Raw genomic sequence first — 15,311 nt, 5'->3', positions numbered from 1 at the left:
CGCCATTTGCCTGAATTCCTGCCGTCGAATCGATCAATGCGGTGACAAATTCACCGCGAGCTTGCCGGAATACCCGCGGCGCGGAATTGCCGGAGCAACTCATGTTTCACTCGTCCGTGTGAGGGTATCCGGGAGTGAGCACGCCATATTCCCCACCGAGAGAAGGAAGACGAGGTTCTCCCCGTGATTGTTCTCGGCGTCATTCTGCTCGTGATCGGGTTCATCACCTCGATCCAGATTTTGTGGAGCATCGGGATCGCCCTCGTGGTGATCGGCGCGATCCTGGCGGTGCTCGGCGGGACCGGACGCCGCATCGGCGGCCGCGCGCATTGGTACTGATCCCGCGGAAAGGGAAGCCAAGGCTCCGGGCCGAGTCCCGGAGCCTTGGCTCGCGTTCGGGCTCAGGCCAGTTCCCGCGCCGCCCGAACCGTCGTCAGGCCGCGTTCGCGGGCGCGCGCCAGCACCGCTCTCGTCGTGTCGCCGATCGCGTCGATCTTCGCGTTCGCCGCCGCCTCGTCCATTCCCAGCGTCTCGCGTCCGACCGCGTGAATGATTCCGCCCGCGCTCGCGACAAAGTCCGGAATCCACGTGATTCCCCGGTCCCGCAACACCGTCGCGACTTCCTCGTCGGCGATCTGGTTGTTCGCCGGTCCCACGATCAGCGACGCGCCGCAAGCCGCCGCCGACTCGGCCGTCAGCAATCCTCCCGTCGCAGCGGGCACGAGCACGTCCAACGGCTCCCGCACCAGATCCGCCGTGGTCCAGGCGGCGCCTAGCCGCTCCGCGACCGGCCGGAGCCGGGCATCGACGTCGGTCACGACCACTTTCGCGCCGCGGTCCAGCAGTGCCTCGCAGACAAGCCGTCCGACGCTGCCGAACCCGAGCACGCCTACGCGCAGCCCTTCGACCGAACCCGGCTCCACCCCGGCCTGCAGCGCCGCCAGAACACCCCGTGCGGTCGCGGCGCTCGACGTTCCGCTGCCGCCCTGGTCCACCGGACGGCAGAACGCCCAGCCGTGCGCGAGGCGGTGGATGACCGCCATGTCCTCGGACGTCGTCCCGATGTCCGGCCCCGTGCGATACCGTCCGCCCAGCGCGGCGATCGCCTCGGCGATATCGGCGATCAGGCCGGGCCGGCGCGCCGGATCCAGCCCTTCCGGGGGCAGCGCCGCCACGGTTTTGCCGCCCCCGCAGGGAAGTCCGGCCAGCGCGCACTTCGTCGTCATCGCCGCCGACAACCGCAGCGCGTCGTCCGCCCCGTCCCGCCACGACGGATACGCCTTGATCCGGCACCCGCCGATCGCCGGACCCCGCGCCGTCGAATGGATGGCGACGGAGATCACGACTCCCGACCGGGTCCCGCGGACGACCTGCAGTGCTTCCCCGGCGAAACTCTCTGTTCGGTTCACAGCCAGAAGACTGCCTGTTCCACCGTACTTCTGCGGCTGATCCGGTGATATGTTCGGCAAATGAGCGAACTTCCGAACCTGGATCGGATCGACAGCCTGATCGTGCGCGAACTCCAGCAGGACGCGCGGATCCCGATGCGCGACCTGGCCGAACGCGTCGGCGTCGCGGCGTCGACCTGTTCCGACCGGATCGGCAGGCTGCAGGCGCGCCAGGTGCTGACCGGATTCCACGCTGAGGTCGACCTGCCCGCGCTGGGCAGGTCGGTGCAGGCCATGGTGTTCGCCCAGATCCGCCCGCTCAGCCAGCCGATCATCGACCGCTTCCGCCGCGACGCGCTCGCCATGCCCGAGGTGATGGCCGTCTTCGTCCTGGCCGGCGGCGACGATTTCCTGCTGCACGTCGCGGTTCCGGACGTTTCGCGGCTGCACACGTTCCTCGTCGAGGATCTCAGCAGCCGCAAGGAGGTCGTGCAGTTCCGCAGTTCGATCGTGTTCGACCACCGCCGGAAACGGGCGATCGAGAACCTCGCCGGGGATCAGTGAGCCGGACGACGCCCTCCGGTCAGCCCAGGTCCGCCTCCGGACGGATCTCGATCGCCGGACCCGGATGGTGCATCTCCAGCACCACCAGCTCGTTCTTGCCCTTCCGCCACAGCGACTTCGGTGCGTACAACGTCTTCTGCGGCCCGATCTTCCAGTACCGGCCGAGGTTGAAGCCGTTCAGCCATACGATGCCCTTCTCCCAGCCGGGCAGGGCGAGGAATCCGTCCGCCGGCTCGGTGACCAGCGCAGTCGCGCGATGGAAGGCGGGCCCGGCGCCAGGCGGGGCGGAGGAGAAGCGCAGCCGGGACAGGTCGTCCAGCGGCAGCGGGCGGATCTCCCAGCCGAACAGTTTCTGCTGGGTGTTCATCGCGACCCAGCCGTCGATGCCCTTGCGATCCGCCAGGTACGGGCCGTAGTTCACCCGGCCCATCGCCTCGACCAGAATGTCCAGGCGGGTCCGCGTTTTCTCCAGTTTCAGGTCGAGCGTCGTGTCCGGGCGGTTCCGGTCCAGCACGCCCAGTTGCACGCCGTCGACGAAGACCAGCGCCCGGTCCGCCAGGCCGTGAATGCTCAGCGGGCCGGAGTGCGGGCCCTGCACGGTCGTGCGGTAGTGGATCAGGCCGGTCGACTGGCCCAGCCGTTCCATGGAGACCGGTTGCGCCGAGCGGACCACTGTGGACAGTACCGGCAGCGAGTCCATCAGGGACACCGCGCCGGAAGGCGTGACCGACTGAGCGGACAGGCGCGGCGACCGAGCGGGCGGAGGGACGACGGGCTGCTTGGTGTACTTCGTGAGCACTGCCTGCAATGCGGTGAATTTGGCCCCGACGTCGCCTGCCTCGCCCACTGGGGAATCGTAGTCATAGCTCGTCACGGTGGGCTGATATTGCAGGCCGGAGGTGTTGGCGCCAGCAGTGAAGCCGTAGTTCGTGCCGCCGCAGGCCATGTACAGGTTCACGGACGCACCCGTGGCGAGCAGCTGATCGATGTGGGCGGCGGTTTGCTGGGGATCAGTGGTGTGGTGCGGCTCGCCCCAGTGGTCGAACCAGCCGTCCCAGTATTCGGCCATCATGACCGGCGCGCCGGGACGGAAGGCTTTCAGCGCGGCGATGCTCGGCGCGGGGTCGCCATCACCGGTGCCGGCCTCCAATGTCCCTGGCAGTTCGCCGAAGCGCATGAAGAATTCGGAAGCGCCGTCGGCGACGAAAAGCAGGCTGGTTATTCCGCGCGACCGCAGGCTGTCCCGCAAATGCGCGAGATAGCTCGTGTCGTTGCCGTAGCTGCCGTATTCGTTTTCGATCTGCACGGCGACGATCGGGCCGCCGTGCTGCGCTTCGAGCGGGGTCAGCTGCGGGATCAGCTGGTCGTACCACGCGTCGACGGCCTTGAGGTAAGCCGGATCGGCGCAGCGCAGCTCCATGTTCCGGTCCGCGAGCAGCCAGGCGGGCAGGCCGCCGAATTCCCATTCCGCGCAGATGTACGGACTCGGCCGGACGATGACCTGGAAACCCAGTTCCCCGGCCGTCCGGATGAACGCCGGGAGATCGCGGTCTCCGCGGAAATCGGCGCGACCGGGCGTCGGCTGGTGGAAATTCCAGGCGACGTAGGTTTCGACGGTATTGAGGCCCAGCGCTTTGAGCCGCGACAGGCGGTCGTGCCACTGGTCCGGCCGCAAGCGGAAGTAGTGGATCGCGCCGGAAACGATCTGGAACGGCTTGCCGTCGAGCAAGAACCGGTCGCCGGACACGCTCAGCCCGCGACGACCGGCCGCGCCCACCGGTCCGGCGAAAACGGTGCTCGCGGCGACTGCGGCCGCACCGCCGAGGAAACTCCTCCTGCTCACGTCCATCACTCCCCCGTTCCGCCGACCGTCACCGCGCGCACCTGGGCCAGGAACGAGTCGAGCACGCCGTCCCCGACGAGCGCCTGCCGCACGCCCCACCGGTTGGTGTTGCCTGTCTTCACCGCTTCCGCCCGCTTGACCAGCGCATCCGCCGCTGTGGTCAGGCGTTGCGCGGCAGCGGCGGCACCGCGGGTCGCCGCGGCGAGTGCGTCCAGCCGGGTCACCATCGCCTCGCCCCAGAGCGCGGTCGCGTCCAGCCACGGGGCCGCCTCGCTGACGAATGCGCTTTGCACCTGTCCGCCCCGGATTACCGCCGGAGCGTTGCGGATCTGTTCGGCGTACGAACGGATTTTGGCCAGTGCACGGTGGTCGCCGGAGTTCCAGGCCTGCCAGAACTCGGCGACCTTGGCCGCGAGCACGGGTGCCTGCGGCTGCCGCGGCGTGGGTCCGAAGACAGGTGCCAGATGTTCCAGGTCCGCGAACACTTTCAGTGCCTCCGTCGCGCGCGGATCGCCGCCCGCGAGCCGGGCCAGCGCCTGCGGCCACGAACGGTCCGGCGAGTAGCCCGCGTCGTTCCACGCGAAGTCCGCGACCCCGAACTCGGCGACCTCACTGGCCGCTTCCTGGTTCATCGGATTCGAGACGATCCCGTTGAGATACTCCGACAGCCCCGCTTCGCGATGCGCGTACGGCGCGAGCAGCAACCGACCGGCGGACTGCTCGTAGTCGTTGACCGGGTAGTTGTCCCAGAGGAACACTTTCCGCCCGTACACAGTGGACACCTGCCGAGCTTCGTCGTTCGTGACGCTCGGCGGGACCACCGCGGTGCCGGTCCATTGCACGAAGACGGACGGGTCGAGATTCTCCCGCAGCTGCGTCTTGTACGGAGAATCCTTGAGGTCGCTGTATTCCGTCGGCACGGTCTGCAATGTACGGACGCCGTCGTGAGTCTTCACGAAGTTCTTGGTGATCTCGTTGAGCAACGAAACCTGCGCCTTGCCCGCGGCGGCTTGCCCGGGCGCGCCGAACGCCGTCTGATCGCCGGCACAGTTCCACTTGGTGTAGGAGATGTCGTCGAACGGCAACGAGAACGACCGCACACCGAGGTCGTACACCGCCTGGAATTTCGCCTTCACCGCCGCCACATCCTGCGGCGAGGAGAAGCAGATCGAGACCCCGGGCGACAAGGCGTAGGTGAAGTCGACGTGGTTCGCGTTCGCCGTGCGCACCAGCTTGCCGAGCGCGGCCAACTCCTGCTGCGGATAAGGGTCGCGCCACTGTGCGCGCAGGTACGCGTCGTCTTTCGCGCTGTAGATATACGTGTTCGCCTTGGTCTCGCCGAGGAACTTGATCTGCCGCACGCGATCGTCGTTCGTCCACGGTGGACCGTAGAAGCCTTCGATCGACCCGCGCAAGGCCATCTTCGGCCAGTCCCGGACCGCGACCCCGCTCACCGCCCAGCCGTGTCCAATCCGGACAAACAGCTGTCGCAGCGTCTGCACCCCGTAGTATTGCCCGGCACCGTCGCGGCCATTGACGGTCACGCCGTCGCGGTGCACAGCAAGCGAATAGCCCTCCGCCTGCGTCGGCGCGTCCCCGCCAGTGCCCAGCCGGATGACGAACCCGCGCGGCGGACCAGAGCTGATCTTCTGGACTCCGTGCTGGTGCAACAGAGAAATCAGCAGGTCCTTGGCCGGACCGTCGGTAGTGCCGTCCGTGACCAGCACCACCGACGACGGCAACGAAACATCGGCGGCCTCGCGGGTTATTTGTTGCGGCGTCGGGGAAACGACCGGCGTCGGACCCGGTTTGGCAGCTGCCGGTTGGGCAATCGCGAGGGCGCTCGTGGCGACGACAACGGCGAGCCAAGCTCTGCGGCGTAGAGTCATGACTTCCTCTCAGACGGCGGGGACAGTGCGGTACAACGCGAAAGCAGCCAGGTACGGGGTCGCCCGCGATTGCGTGACGACCACGCGCAAGTGGCGAGCGGTGATCGGCGAGGGGAGGGTGACGAGCCGGTTCGCGCCGATCGTGGTGACGGTCGCGATCGTGCGCCAGGCACCGTCCACTTCGGCCTGGACGGTCGCGCCTTCGACGTGCTGGCCGCGCGTGATGTCCTCCCCCAGCCGGATCTGGTCGAAGGTCACCGGCTTCGGCAGCACGACGTCCATCGTCCCGACAAGCGCGCCGTGCGGCGGTGACCAAGACGTGGTGAGCGAGGAATCCGTGACCGCGTTCAACCCACAGGCCCCGGCCGCGAGATTCTGGCCCTCCGTCCGCGCGATGGCCTGCCCGAACGTCGCCAACGCCGCGCTGTCCGCCGGAGCGACCCGCCCGTCCGGACCCGGCGGAACGTTCAGCAGCAACGAGGCATTACGCCCCACTGACGCACGATAGAGGTCGACAAGCTGCGCGGCCGTCTTCGGCTGTTCGTCCGGGTGATAGAACCAACCCGGCCGGATTGATACGTCAGCTTCGGCCGGTGCCCATTCCAGATACCGCACGGACGGATCGGCGAGCACCTGCCGAGACCCGAGGTCGACCCCCTCCGCCCCGCCGACGAACAACTCCTCGTTGTGCGCGGTGTTCGGATCACCCGTGGTCGGCAGTGCGCTCCACTCGGTCTCGCGGGCCTGCCCCCTCTCGTTGCCGACCCAGCGCACGCCCGCCGGCCCGGCGAACGTGACCGTGTCCGGCGACAGCGCGTGAATCATCCGGAACCAGGTGGTGAAGTCGTAGGATTCGCTGATCCCGTTGCCGCGCCAGGGATTCGCCCCGTCCAGCCACAGCTCGTCGATCGGACCGTACTGGGTGAACAGTTCGTAGATCTGGTTCAGGTAGTAGGCGTTGTAATCATCCTCGGTCACGGTGAACCTGGGCAACTTCCCCGCCGCGAGCGCCGCGGCCCGGTCGTCGTTCGGCACCAGCGACGGAATGGTCCGGACTTTCGCCGCGCTGCCCGTGCCGTACCGCCCCTGACCAGCCGGCGAGTTCGCGCGGTCGTCGTAAGTCGCCTGCTCCTCGATGCTCAACGACTGCCCCGCGGCGACCTTCGCCTCGACCCGTTTCCCCTGGTCCGCGAAGAACTGCGGGGGCAACTCCGCACCGTCTGCAGGCGACAGGTACACGCCGACTTTCAGCCCGGCTTTCCGCGCCGAATCGATGTAGTCGCGCAAGATGTCACCGCGCGGATTGGCACATCCAGCGGCTCGGACCTGCCAATACGCAGACGGATCCTCCGCCCGGCCGTTCTGCGCCGCCTGCCGCGCCTTCGCCACTGAGTCGTCCGCGCACCCCGGCGTCAGCCACCACGGACTCGCGACCACGGAGTGATTCGTATAGCGGGTCGGATAAAGCACAAACCCGTCGTGATGCTTCGCAGTCAGCATCACCTGCGTCACGCCAGCCGCCTTCATCGAGCGCATCCACTGGTCAGTGTCGACGGCAGCAGGCGCGAACGTCGACTCTTTCTCCGCGCCGGAGCCCCATTCGCGGTCGGTGAAGGTGTTCATGCCGAAATGCGTGAAGGCCGTGACGGGCCGCTGCTGCCAAGCGATCTGCCCCGACCGCGGCACGGTCGCAGCGGCCTTGGCAAGGATCCGGTCCGTCCCGTCGCACGACTGCACCACCTGAATCGCAGCCGGCCGGACAGGCCCATGACAAGCGGTTGCTTCCCCCACCGCCGGCGCGGCGGCCGTCCCCCCAGCCGCCAGCACCGCGGCAAGCACCAGACTCGCGGAATTCGACACGGCAACCCTCCTTGTCGGCTCCGTAACCGAACGGTGACGGCCGGGAGCGTAAGTCGGCCATCCATCGGATGTCTAGACCTAATCGGCGGAGGAGGCTCGGCTTTCACCCGAGCGCCGAGGGTTGGATCAGCGCTGTTCCAAGCCTTCCGTCCGCTCTTCTGCTCGTTGCGCGGTGGAAGCACAGTGATCTGATGGATCGGCGGCCTGTACAGCGGCGGCCCGGGCTAGGAAGCGTATGCCAGCTGCTCTGGGTGAGATACCAGCTCCGCCAGCATGAGCCAGCACGGTGCAGCGCTTGCGGGACACCCCCGAGCCTCCCGCCAGGTCAGCCGTCCAGGAAACGCTCCAACTCCCCCACCACGAACCGCGGGTTCTCCTCGGCCAGCCAATGTCCCGCGTGCGGCACGTCCGCCGCTTGGACGATGTCGGTCACCCGCGGGGCCACCGTCGCTCGGATCGCGTCAAGTTGGCCTTGGGCGGTCAGAAGCAGCGTCGGCACCTTCACCGGAGCAGCCGCCACGGTATCCCGGACATCCTTGTCCAGCGCCCGGTAAAGCTCGAAACCACCGGAGAGGGCCGCGGGGCGGCTGTAGGTCCGGGCGTACTCGTCGACCTCGGCTTCGGTGAACGGCGATCGTTCCGAGGTGCCGCCGAAGGCTGTCCCGCCGAAGGAAACCTGCGGGTAGAACAGCGCGAGGTATTCCCGCACATCATCGCCGACCACTGCTTCGGGAACGCGGCGTTGCGAGTGGAAGGCGATGTGCCAGCTCAGCGTCCGGTAAGTGGCGGCATTGATCGCGGGACCGGGAAGCGGCAAATCGAAATAGCCCAGTCGAGCAGTATCTCCGGGGAATTGGCTGGCGTACTGGAATGCCACCGCCGCACCGAAATCGTGGCCGACGACGGCGGCATTCCGAAGTTGAAGCCGCTCCGCGACGAGGGTGTGCACATAACGCGCCAACGTGGCTTTGTCGTATCCGCTCGGCGAACCGGTGCTGTCGCCCAGGCCGGGGAGGTCGATCGCGTACACGGTGTGGTGTTTCGCGAGCGCTGGCATGACCGGCCACCAGCCGTACCAGGTCTGCGGCCAGCCGTGGATCAGCACGACCGGCGTGCCGCTGCCGCCGGTGACGTAGTGCATACGTACGCCGTCGACGTCGGCGAACTCATGCCGGAAGGTGCTTTGGAATGCGGGATCGTCGTGCGTCGCAGCAGCATAAGGAGCGGCGGAACAGGCCACGGTGCCGAGCGCGAGCACGAGGGACAGAGCGAGTGCCGCGAGAGAGCGGGGCACCAGCCGGGATGCGGTGATCATGCGGTCAGTTTCGCCAGCCCGCCCCGGCATGGGCACGGAAAATTGCCGTTCCGGCAAGGGGTTGCGTCCGATGCCCGTTCGGTCAATTCCTCGCAGCCGAACAGGCAAAGACGGCTTCGCTCCGCCCGGACGAGGGTAGGGATGAAGAGGCGTCAACAAGATCAGCACAAGGGGAGGAAGCGCATCATGCGGAAATACGTGGCCACAGCTGCCGTTTGCCTTGCGACAACTGGCGGCGCTCTGTTGCTGAGCGGCACGGCGTTCGCCAGCCGCATCGAGTACAACGGGCCTTACGAAACCCCAGACGATTGCGTCCACGCCCTGCGCGTCTTGCCGCCGGACCCCACGGTCGACGGCGCCGAGTGCATTCCCCGGAACGGCAAGCACTACATCGAAATCTCCCATACAAAATAAGAAAGGATCCCCGGCCCGAAAGGACCGGGGAGATCATCCAGCCGGAGCCAGCACCGCGTTCGCCGCCTCGACGTGGTGGCACGCCGCCCCGTTGTCGGAAGCGGGCACCTCGTCCCGGCACAACCGCTGCTGCGACTCCCCCAGCGCCGCGTAAACCGGGCACCGCGTGCGGAATACGCACCCGCTCGGCGGGTCCGAGGGGCTCGGCAGATCGCCAGCCAGCCGGATCCGGCTCGCGCGGTCCGCGCCGGGCGAAGGCACCGCCGACAGCAACGCCCGGGTGTACGGATGCCGGGGAGTCGCGAAGACCTCCGCAGTGGTGCCCTGTTCGGCCATGTGCCCCAGGTACATCACCGCGACACGGTCGGCGAAGTGGCGCACCACGGACAGGTCGTGCGAGATGAACAGATATGCCACCCCGGTCTCCTGCTGGATGTCCTGCAGCAGGTTGATCACCTGCGCCTGCACCGAAACGTCCAAAGCGGACACCGGCTCGTCGCAGACGATCAGCCGCGGGTCCAGCGCCAGCGCCCGCGCGATGCCCACCCGCTGCTTCTGGCCGCCGGAGAACTCGTGCGGGAACCGGTTGTAGTGGTCCGGCCGCAGCCCGACCCGGTCCATCAGGTCCCGCACCCGCGCCTTCACCCCGCCGGGCGGCGTGATGCCCTGCGCCAGCAGCGGGGCGGCAATGGCGGTGCCCACCGACTGGCGCGGGTTCAAGGCGGAAGCGGGGTTTTGGAAGACGATCTGCACCCGCCGCCGGTACTCCTGCAGGGCAGCGCCGCGCAGGGGGCCGATTTCCTCCCCGGCCAGCCGGATGCTGCCCGACGTCGGGTCGAGCAGGCGCATCACCAGCCTGCCGGTCGTGGACTTGCCGCAGCCGGACTCGCCGACCAGGCCGAGCGTCTGCCCGACCCCGATCGAGAAGCTGATCCCGTCCACGGCCTTCAGCGCGCCCGCCGAGCGGAACAGTCCCGACCGCACCGGGAAGTGCTTCACGAGGTCCCGGACCTCCAGCAACTCGGTCACGCCGCCTCCTCGAGATGGCACCGCGACAGATGCCCGGCGCCGGACAGCGACGGCACTTCGGTCCGGCACCGGTCGCCAGCCACCGACGACGCTTGCGGGCACCGGTCGGCGAACAGGCAGCCGGGCGGAAGGTCGAGCAGGGCCGGCGGGAAGCCCGGGATCGGCCGCAACCGTCCGGTTTCCTCCGCCAGCGACGGCATCGACGACAGCAAGCCCTGGGTGTAGGGGTGGCCGGGCGCGGCGAACAGATCGTCGACGGACGCGACCTCCATGCACATCCCGCCGTACATCACCGCGACCCGGTGACATACCTGCGCCACCACGCCGAGATCGTGCGTCACCATGATCACCGCGGTGCCCGTTTCCGCCTGCAGCTCGCCGATCAGGTCCAGGATCTGCGCCTGCACGGTCACGTCCAGCGCCGTGGTCGGCTCGTCCGCGACCAGCAGTTCCGGTTCGCACACCAGCGCCATCGCGATCATCGCCCGCTGCCGCATCCCTCCGGAGAACTCGTGCGGGTACCCGGCCGCGCGCCGCCGCGGGTCAGGGATGCCGACGCGGCCCAGCATGTCGACCGCGACCTCGGCCGCCGCCTTGCGCGACACCGCGTTGTGCGTCCGGTACACCTCGGCGATCTGCGAGCCGACCGGGTAGAACGGATGCATCGCCGACAGCGGGTCCTGGAAGATCATCGAGATCTTCTTGCCGCGATAGGCGCGCATCGCGGGCTCGGACAAGGTGTTGAGGTCGGTCCCGTCGAGCAGGATCTCGCCGGTCACGGTCGCCGGCGTGTCCTTGAACAGGCCCAGCAGCGCCTGACTGGTCACGGTTTTGCCGGACCCGGACTCCCCGACCAGCCCGATCGTCTCGCCCTTGCCCAGCGTCAGGTCCATCCCGTTGACCGCGTGCACGACGCCGTCGTCGGTCGGGAAGCCGACGCGCAGGTCGCGGACCGCCAGCAGCGGCGTTTCGGTTGCAGACACGTGCCCTCAGACTCTCACTCGGGGGTCGATCACCGCGTAGCACAGGTCGACGACCACGTTGGCCACGATGATGAAGAACGCGGCCATCATGGTGATGGCCATCGTCACCGGCAGGTCGCCGGACTGCGCCGCGTGCACCGCGGTGAACCCGACGCCCGGCACGGAGAAGATTTGCTCGGTTAGCACCGCGCCGCCCAGCAGGCTGCCGATGTCCAGGCCGAGCATGGTGACGATCGGGGTGAGGCCGGCCCGCACGCCGTGCTTGAACACGACGCGCCGGCGCGGCAGCCCCATCGCCCGGGCCGTGCGCATGAAGTCCTCGCCGAAGGTCTCCAGCATCGTGGTCCGGGTGACCCGGATGTACTGCGCGCTGAACAGCAGCGCCAGCGCCACCCACGGCAGCAGGTAGTTGCCGAACCAGCCGAGAGGTCCGGCCGGGCCGAACGGGGACGAGATTTCGTTGCTGGTGAACGGAAGCAGGTGCAGCGTGCTCACGAACACGAGCAGCAGCAGCAACCCCGTCACCGGGATCGGCAGCGACACTCCGCCCGAGGCGGCGCCGACGATGAGCTTGTCGGTCGCCTTCCCCTTGCGCAGCGCCGCGAGAAGCCCCAGCGACACCCCGGCGACTGTCCACAGCAGAACCGCGCCGACCGCGATCGACACCGTGTACGGCAGCGCCCGGGCGAGCACGTCCGTCACCGCTTCGTTGGTCTGGAACGACTTGCCGAGGCACGGCCACGCGCACACCGTCAACGCGCCGGGCGCACCGATCATGCGGCTGTGCACGAAGCCGGACAGGTAGTCCAGGTACTGCACGAAGAACGGCTTGTCCATGCCCAGCGCGATCCGGGCCTGGTCGATCCGCTCCGGCGTGCACTCCTGCCCGCACGCGGCCGCGGCCGGGTCCGCCGGGCCGATCTGGAACAGCGCGAACGTGACGAAGCTGATCACGACCAGCAGGACGGCCATCGCGGCCACGCGCCGCGCCAGGAAGCCGATCACGTCCGCACCCGCTTGGTCCACTGTGGACACCGCATCGCCGGGGAATCCTCTCGTTTCTGGAGTGCCGCTGGAGTGCTACTGCCCGACGCCGACGGCCGACAGGTCGATCGCCCCGAAGAAGTAGCCGACCTGCGCGTTGCGGACCTTGGAGCCGACCACGCTGTAGGTGTAGTTGCGCACCAGCGGGACGAGCGGGTACTGCTGCATGATCCGGTCCATCGCGGTGGCCCACTTGCGGCCCAGCTCCTCGGCGGACCCGTTCTGCCCGCGCAGCTGGTACAGCTCGCCGGACAGCTTGGCGTCGTAGTACCGCGGGATGTTCGAGAAGCCGTAGGTCTTGCCGTCGAGGCTCGGGCCGATGTTCGGGTCGACCGTGAAGCGCACCGACGAGCTGTCCGCGCCGCCGCACCAGCCGGAACGCGCGATGTCCGGCATCTGGTCGCCGGCGAGCACGGTGTAGTAGTTCGCGGTCGGGATCGGGCGCAGCTGCACGTCGACGCCCAGCGCCTTCAGGTTCTGCTGCAGAACGGTGCCGACCCCCTTGTACTTCGCCGACGCCTCGGCGTAGCCGTACACCAGCGACTTGGGATAGTTCTTGCCCTGCAACAGCTTCTTGGCCACTTCGAGCTTCGGCTGCCCCTTCGGGTCCAGCTCGGTGTGCTGCTCGACATATCCCTTCTGCGCGTCGTTGAGATACGACTGCGGGATGTTGCCGAACCGCTCGCCGCCGTACTGCAGCAGGATCGCGTTGCGGTCCAAGGCCAGCGCGAACGCCTTGCGGACGTCCGGGTCGGTGATGGTCGTCGTGTTGAAGTTCAGCACGTCCGTGCAGCCGAGGAGACCGGCGGCGGTGCGCTTGGAGATGTCCTGAGCGGACAGTTTCGCGATGTCCGACGGCTGCAGCGCGCCCTGGGTGTCCAGCGTGAGCGCGGTCGGGTCCGCGTCGGAGAGCAGCTGCTGGCTGATCGTCGCCTGCGCGGTCGACAGCGTGAAGGTGAAGGTGTCGGGCAGCGCCGGGCGGTTCGGGTCGGTCGCCGGGTCCCAGTTCGGGTTGCGGACCAGCTTCAGGCTGCGGCCGCGGTCGTAGGAGGCGATCTTGTACGGACCGCTCGACACCGGGTGGTTGGTGTAGTCGAGCTTGGTGTCCTTCGCCTGCGGCACCGGCGCGGTGTTCGACCGCGACACCAGCGCGGGGAACTCGGCGAACGGCTGCTTCAGGTGGAAGACGACCGTGTGGTCGTCCGGGGTGTCGATGGCCTTGAAATCGCCGCCCTGGTACGGGCCTTTGTAGCTGTCGTCGGTCAGCGCGGAGTCGAGTTCCTGCGGGGCCTGGGTGTAGACGTCGCGCGCGTAAGTGCGTTCGACGCCGTACTTGACGTCGCGGGCGGTGATCGGCGTGCCGTCCTCGTATTTCAGGCCCTGGCGCAGGGTATACGTCCAGGTGAGCCCGTCCGCCGACGCCTTGCCGAGGTCGGTCGCCAGGTCGGGCACGATCGTCGGCGGTTTGCCGGACGTCTCCTTCGCCATGGTCAGCGTGCGGTAGTACAACTGGCCGACGTTGGCGGTCTGGACGTAGTTGCTGTTGCCCGGGTCGAGGGTCTGGAAGTCCGAGGACATCAGGACGTGGATGTCGCCGCCCTTCGCGGTCGACCCCTCGGCCACCTTGACCGCGGCGCGTTTGGTCACGTCCTGCTGCCCGTTGCCCGCGCCGGCGGCGGGCTTCGGACCGCCGCACGCGGTCAGCGCGAGCCCGGCGGCGAGCGCCAGCACTCCCGCCGCGGTGGTGCTCTTTTTCACGAAATACTCCTTATGCAGAAGGGAAATCAGCGACGGGACGCCTTGGGGTCGAGCGCGTCCCGGACGGCGTCGCCCAGCAGGTTGAAAGCCAGCACCGTGATCGCGAGCGCGCCCGCGAGCACTGCCAGGAACCAGGGGTCGGAGAGATACCAGTTGCCCGCCTGTGCCGCGTTGAGCATCTGGCCCCACGACGGCGTCGGGTCCTTCACGCCGACACCGAGGAACGACAGCGCGGCCTCGGAGGTGATGTTGATCGGGATCAGCATGGTCGCGTACACGAGCACGACGCCCAGCACGTTCGGGATGATCTGCTTCAGGATGATCGACCGGCGGCTCGCGCCGAACGCCTTCGCCGCCTCGACGTACTCCTGTTCGCGGATCGAGAGCACCTGGCCGCGCACGACCCGCGCCAGGTACGCCCAGCCGAAGAAGCCGAGGATGATCACCAGCGACGAGATCGGGATCAGGCTGCCGGAATCGAGCGCGGTGCCGCGCAGGCGGGACTGCAGGATCGGGGTCAGCGACAACACCAGCAGCAGGTGCGGGAACGCGAGGAACAGGTCCATGATCCGGCTGATGACCATGTCGGTCTTGCCGCCGAAGTACCCCGCCGCCGCGCCGAGCACGGTGCCCAGCACGACCGAGACGACGGTGGCCAGCAGCGCGATGGTCAGCGAAACCCGTGCGCCGTAAGCCATCCGCGCGAAGATGTCGCGGCCGAGTCCCGGTTCGAGGCCCAGCCAATGCTCGCCTGAGGGGTAGCGGTAGTAGTCCAGCGGCAGGCCGGGCGTCGTGAAGCCGTCGAGGAAATCCGGGCCGGTGTGCGCGGCGAACGGGTCGGACCCCTCGATGCCGGTCAGCACCGGGGCGAGGATCGCGAACAGCACGATCAGGCACACCGCGACCAGCGCCGCCATCGCGACGCGGCTGCGCCGGATCCGCAGCCAGGCCGTGCCCACGAGGGTGCGGCCGGAGCGGACCGCCGCGACCGGGGCGGCGGCCGTGTCGACACCTTGCACGGGGTTCTCCTCATCGAGTGCGAACGATGGCGTTTGGTATACCAACTGCTCGTACAAGATCACAAGAGTGTCTTCGAGGATTGTTGCCGTGCTGTGTGCTGCTTGGTGCGGCGCGAAAGGACCGCGCTTCGACGGGGCGAGGCGCGGCCTACCAAATGCGCTCCGGAGCGGTGGTGCGATGGCCCGGCAGGTCACGGGGCTCGCG

13 protein-coding genes are annotated in these 15,311 nt (G+C 68.1%); 3 read left to right on the top strand and 10 right to left on the bottom strand.

The window, feature by feature from the left end; translation table 11 throughout:
- Positions 1 to 183 precede the first annotated feature (183 nt).
- Positions 184 to 339, top strand: a complete 156-nt coding sequence (locus tag CU254_RS43655; protein ID WP_086024889.1) for a hypothetical protein — start codon at positions 184 to 186, stop codon at positions 337 to 339.
- 62 nt (positions 340 to 401) lie between these two features.
- On the opposite strand, the gene CU254_RS16500 is transcribed toward CU254_RS43655, so the two are convergent.
- The gene (locus CU254_RS16500; RefSeq protein WP_037713864.1) at positions 402 to 1,409 is read right to left on the bottom strand and encodes a Glu/Leu/Phe/Val dehydrogenase dimerization domain-containing protein; all 1,008 of its coding nucleotides are present in this window, start codon (positions 1,407 to 1,409) and stop codon (positions 402 to 404) included.
- 60 nt (positions 1,410 to 1,469) lie between these two features.
- Here CU254_RS16500 and CU254_RS16495 point away from each other — a divergent pair, with 60 nt between their 5' ends.
- A complete protein-coding gene (locus tag CU254_RS16495; RefSeq protein ID WP_009077574.1) occupies positions 1,470 to 1,952 on the top strand; it encodes an Lrp/AsnC family transcriptional regulator in 483 nt (160 codons plus the stop codon).
- Positions 1,953 to 1,971: 19 nt separating this feature from the next.
- On the opposite strand, the gene CU254_RS16490 is transcribed toward CU254_RS16495, so the two are convergent.
- The 4 genes from CU254_RS16490 to CU254_RS16475 form a co-directional block, all read right to left on the bottom strand.
- Positions 1,972 to 3,801, bottom strand: a complete 1,830-nt coding sequence (locus CU254_RS16490) for a beta-galactosidase (protein ID WP_009077571.1) — start codon at positions 3,799 to 3,801, stop codon at positions 1,972 to 1,974.
- The gene (locus CU254_RS16485; RefSeq protein ID WP_009077570.1) at positions 3,801 to 5,684 is read right to left on the bottom strand and encodes a beta-N-acetylglucosaminidase domain-containing protein; all 1,884 of its coding nucleotides are present in this window, start codon (positions 5,682 to 5,684) and stop codon (positions 3,801 to 3,803) included. The genes CU254_RS16490 and CU254_RS16485 overlap by 1 nt, the downstream gene beginning before the upstream one ends.
- 9 nt (positions 5,685 to 5,693) lie before the next feature.
- The gene (locus CU254_RS16480; protein ID WP_199841139.1) at positions 5,694 to 7,307 is read right to left on the bottom strand and encodes an alpha-L-fucosidase; all 1,614 of its coding nucleotides are present in this window, start codon (positions 7,305 to 7,307) and stop codon (positions 5,694 to 5,696) included.
- A gap of 562 nt (positions 7,308 to 7,869) precedes the next feature.
- Positions 7,870 to 8,859 (bottom strand): alpha/beta fold hydrolase, encoded by a 990-nt coding sequence (locus tag CU254_RS16475; RefSeq protein ID WP_037713860.1) that lies wholly within the window; start codon positions 8,857 to 8,859, stop codon positions 7,870 to 7,872.
- A 186-nt stretch (positions 8,860 to 9,045) separates the two neighbouring features.
- Between CU254_RS16475 and CU254_RS16470 the strand changes: the two genes are divergently transcribed.
- Entirely contained in the window at positions 9,046 to 9,273 is a 228-nt protein-coding gene (locus CU254_RS16470; RefSeq protein ID WP_009077565.1) for a hypothetical protein, read from the top strand.
- 33 nt (positions 9,274 to 9,306) lie between these two features.
- On the opposite strand, the gene CU254_RS16465 is transcribed toward CU254_RS16470, so the two are convergent.
- The 5 genes from CU254_RS16465 to CU254_RS16445 are packed head-to-tail and all read right to left on the bottom strand — an operon-like array spanning position 9,307 to position 15,106.
- Complete coding sequence (locus tag CU254_RS16465) at positions 9,307 to 10,302, bottom strand: ABC transporter ATP-binding protein (protein ID WP_009077563.1); 996 nt, start codon at positions 10,300 to 10,302, stop codon at positions 9,307 to 9,309.
- Complete coding sequence (locus CU254_RS16460) at positions 10,299 to 11,285, bottom strand: ABC transporter ATP-binding protein (RefSeq protein WP_009077561.1); 987 nt, start codon at positions 11,283 to 11,285, stop codon at positions 10,299 to 10,301. The genes CU254_RS16465 and CU254_RS16460 overlap by 4 nt, the downstream gene beginning before the upstream one ends.
- Positions 11,286 to 11,291: 6 nt before the next feature.
- Positions 11,292 to 12,320, bottom strand: a complete 1,029-nt coding sequence (locus tag CU254_RS16455) for an ABC transporter permease (protein WP_009077560.1) — start codon at positions 12,318 to 12,320, stop codon at positions 11,292 to 11,294.
- 45 nt (positions 12,321 to 12,365) lie between these two features.
- Complete coding sequence (locus CU254_RS16450) at positions 12,366 to 14,087, bottom strand: ABC transporter substrate-binding protein (RefSeq protein ID WP_037713858.1); 1,722 nt, start codon at positions 14,085 to 14,087, stop codon at positions 12,366 to 12,368.
- Positions 14,088 to 14,113: 26 nt separating this feature from the next.
- Positions 14,114 to 15,106 (bottom strand): ABC transporter permease, encoded by a 993-nt coding sequence (locus CU254_RS16445; protein ID WP_009077556.1) that lies wholly within the window; start codon positions 15,104 to 15,106, stop codon positions 14,114 to 14,116.
- Between the last annotated feature and the right edge of the window lie 205 nt (positions 15,107 to 15,311).

It is taken from the genome of Amycolatopsis sp. AA4, from assembly GCF_002796545.1.
Lineage (GTDB): Bacteria > Actinomycetota > Actinomycetes > Mycobacteriales > Pseudonocardiaceae > Amycolatopsis.
Note: the sequence above shows the minus strand (reverse complement) of the source record. Positions and strands in the feature narration are given on the sequence as shown.

Coding starts and splice junctions, on each gene's coding strand:
- CU254_RS16475 (WP_037713860.1), bottom strand. CDS start 8,859: ATGATCACCGCATCCCGGCTGGTGCCCCGCTCTCTCGCGGCACTCGCT.
- CU254_RS16480 (WP_199841139.1), bottom strand. CDS start 7,307: ATGAACACCTTCACCGACCGCGAATGGGGCTCCGGCGCGGAGAAAGAG.
- CU254_RS16490 (WP_009077571.1), bottom strand. CDS start 3,801: ATGGACGTGAGCAGGAGGAGTTTCCTCGGCGGTGCGGCCGCAGTCGCC.
- CU254_RS16470 (WP_009077565.1), top strand. CDS start 9,046: ATGCGGAAATACGTGGCCACAGCTGCCGTTTGCCTTGCGACAACTGGC.
- CU254_RS16485 (WP_009077570.1), bottom strand. CDS start 5,684: ATGACTCTACGCCGCAGAGCTTGGCTCGCCGTTGTCGTCGCCACGAGC.
- CU254_RS16495 (WP_009077574.1), top strand. CDS start 1,470: ATGAGCGAACTTCCGAACCTGGATCGGATCGACAGCCTGATCGTGCGC.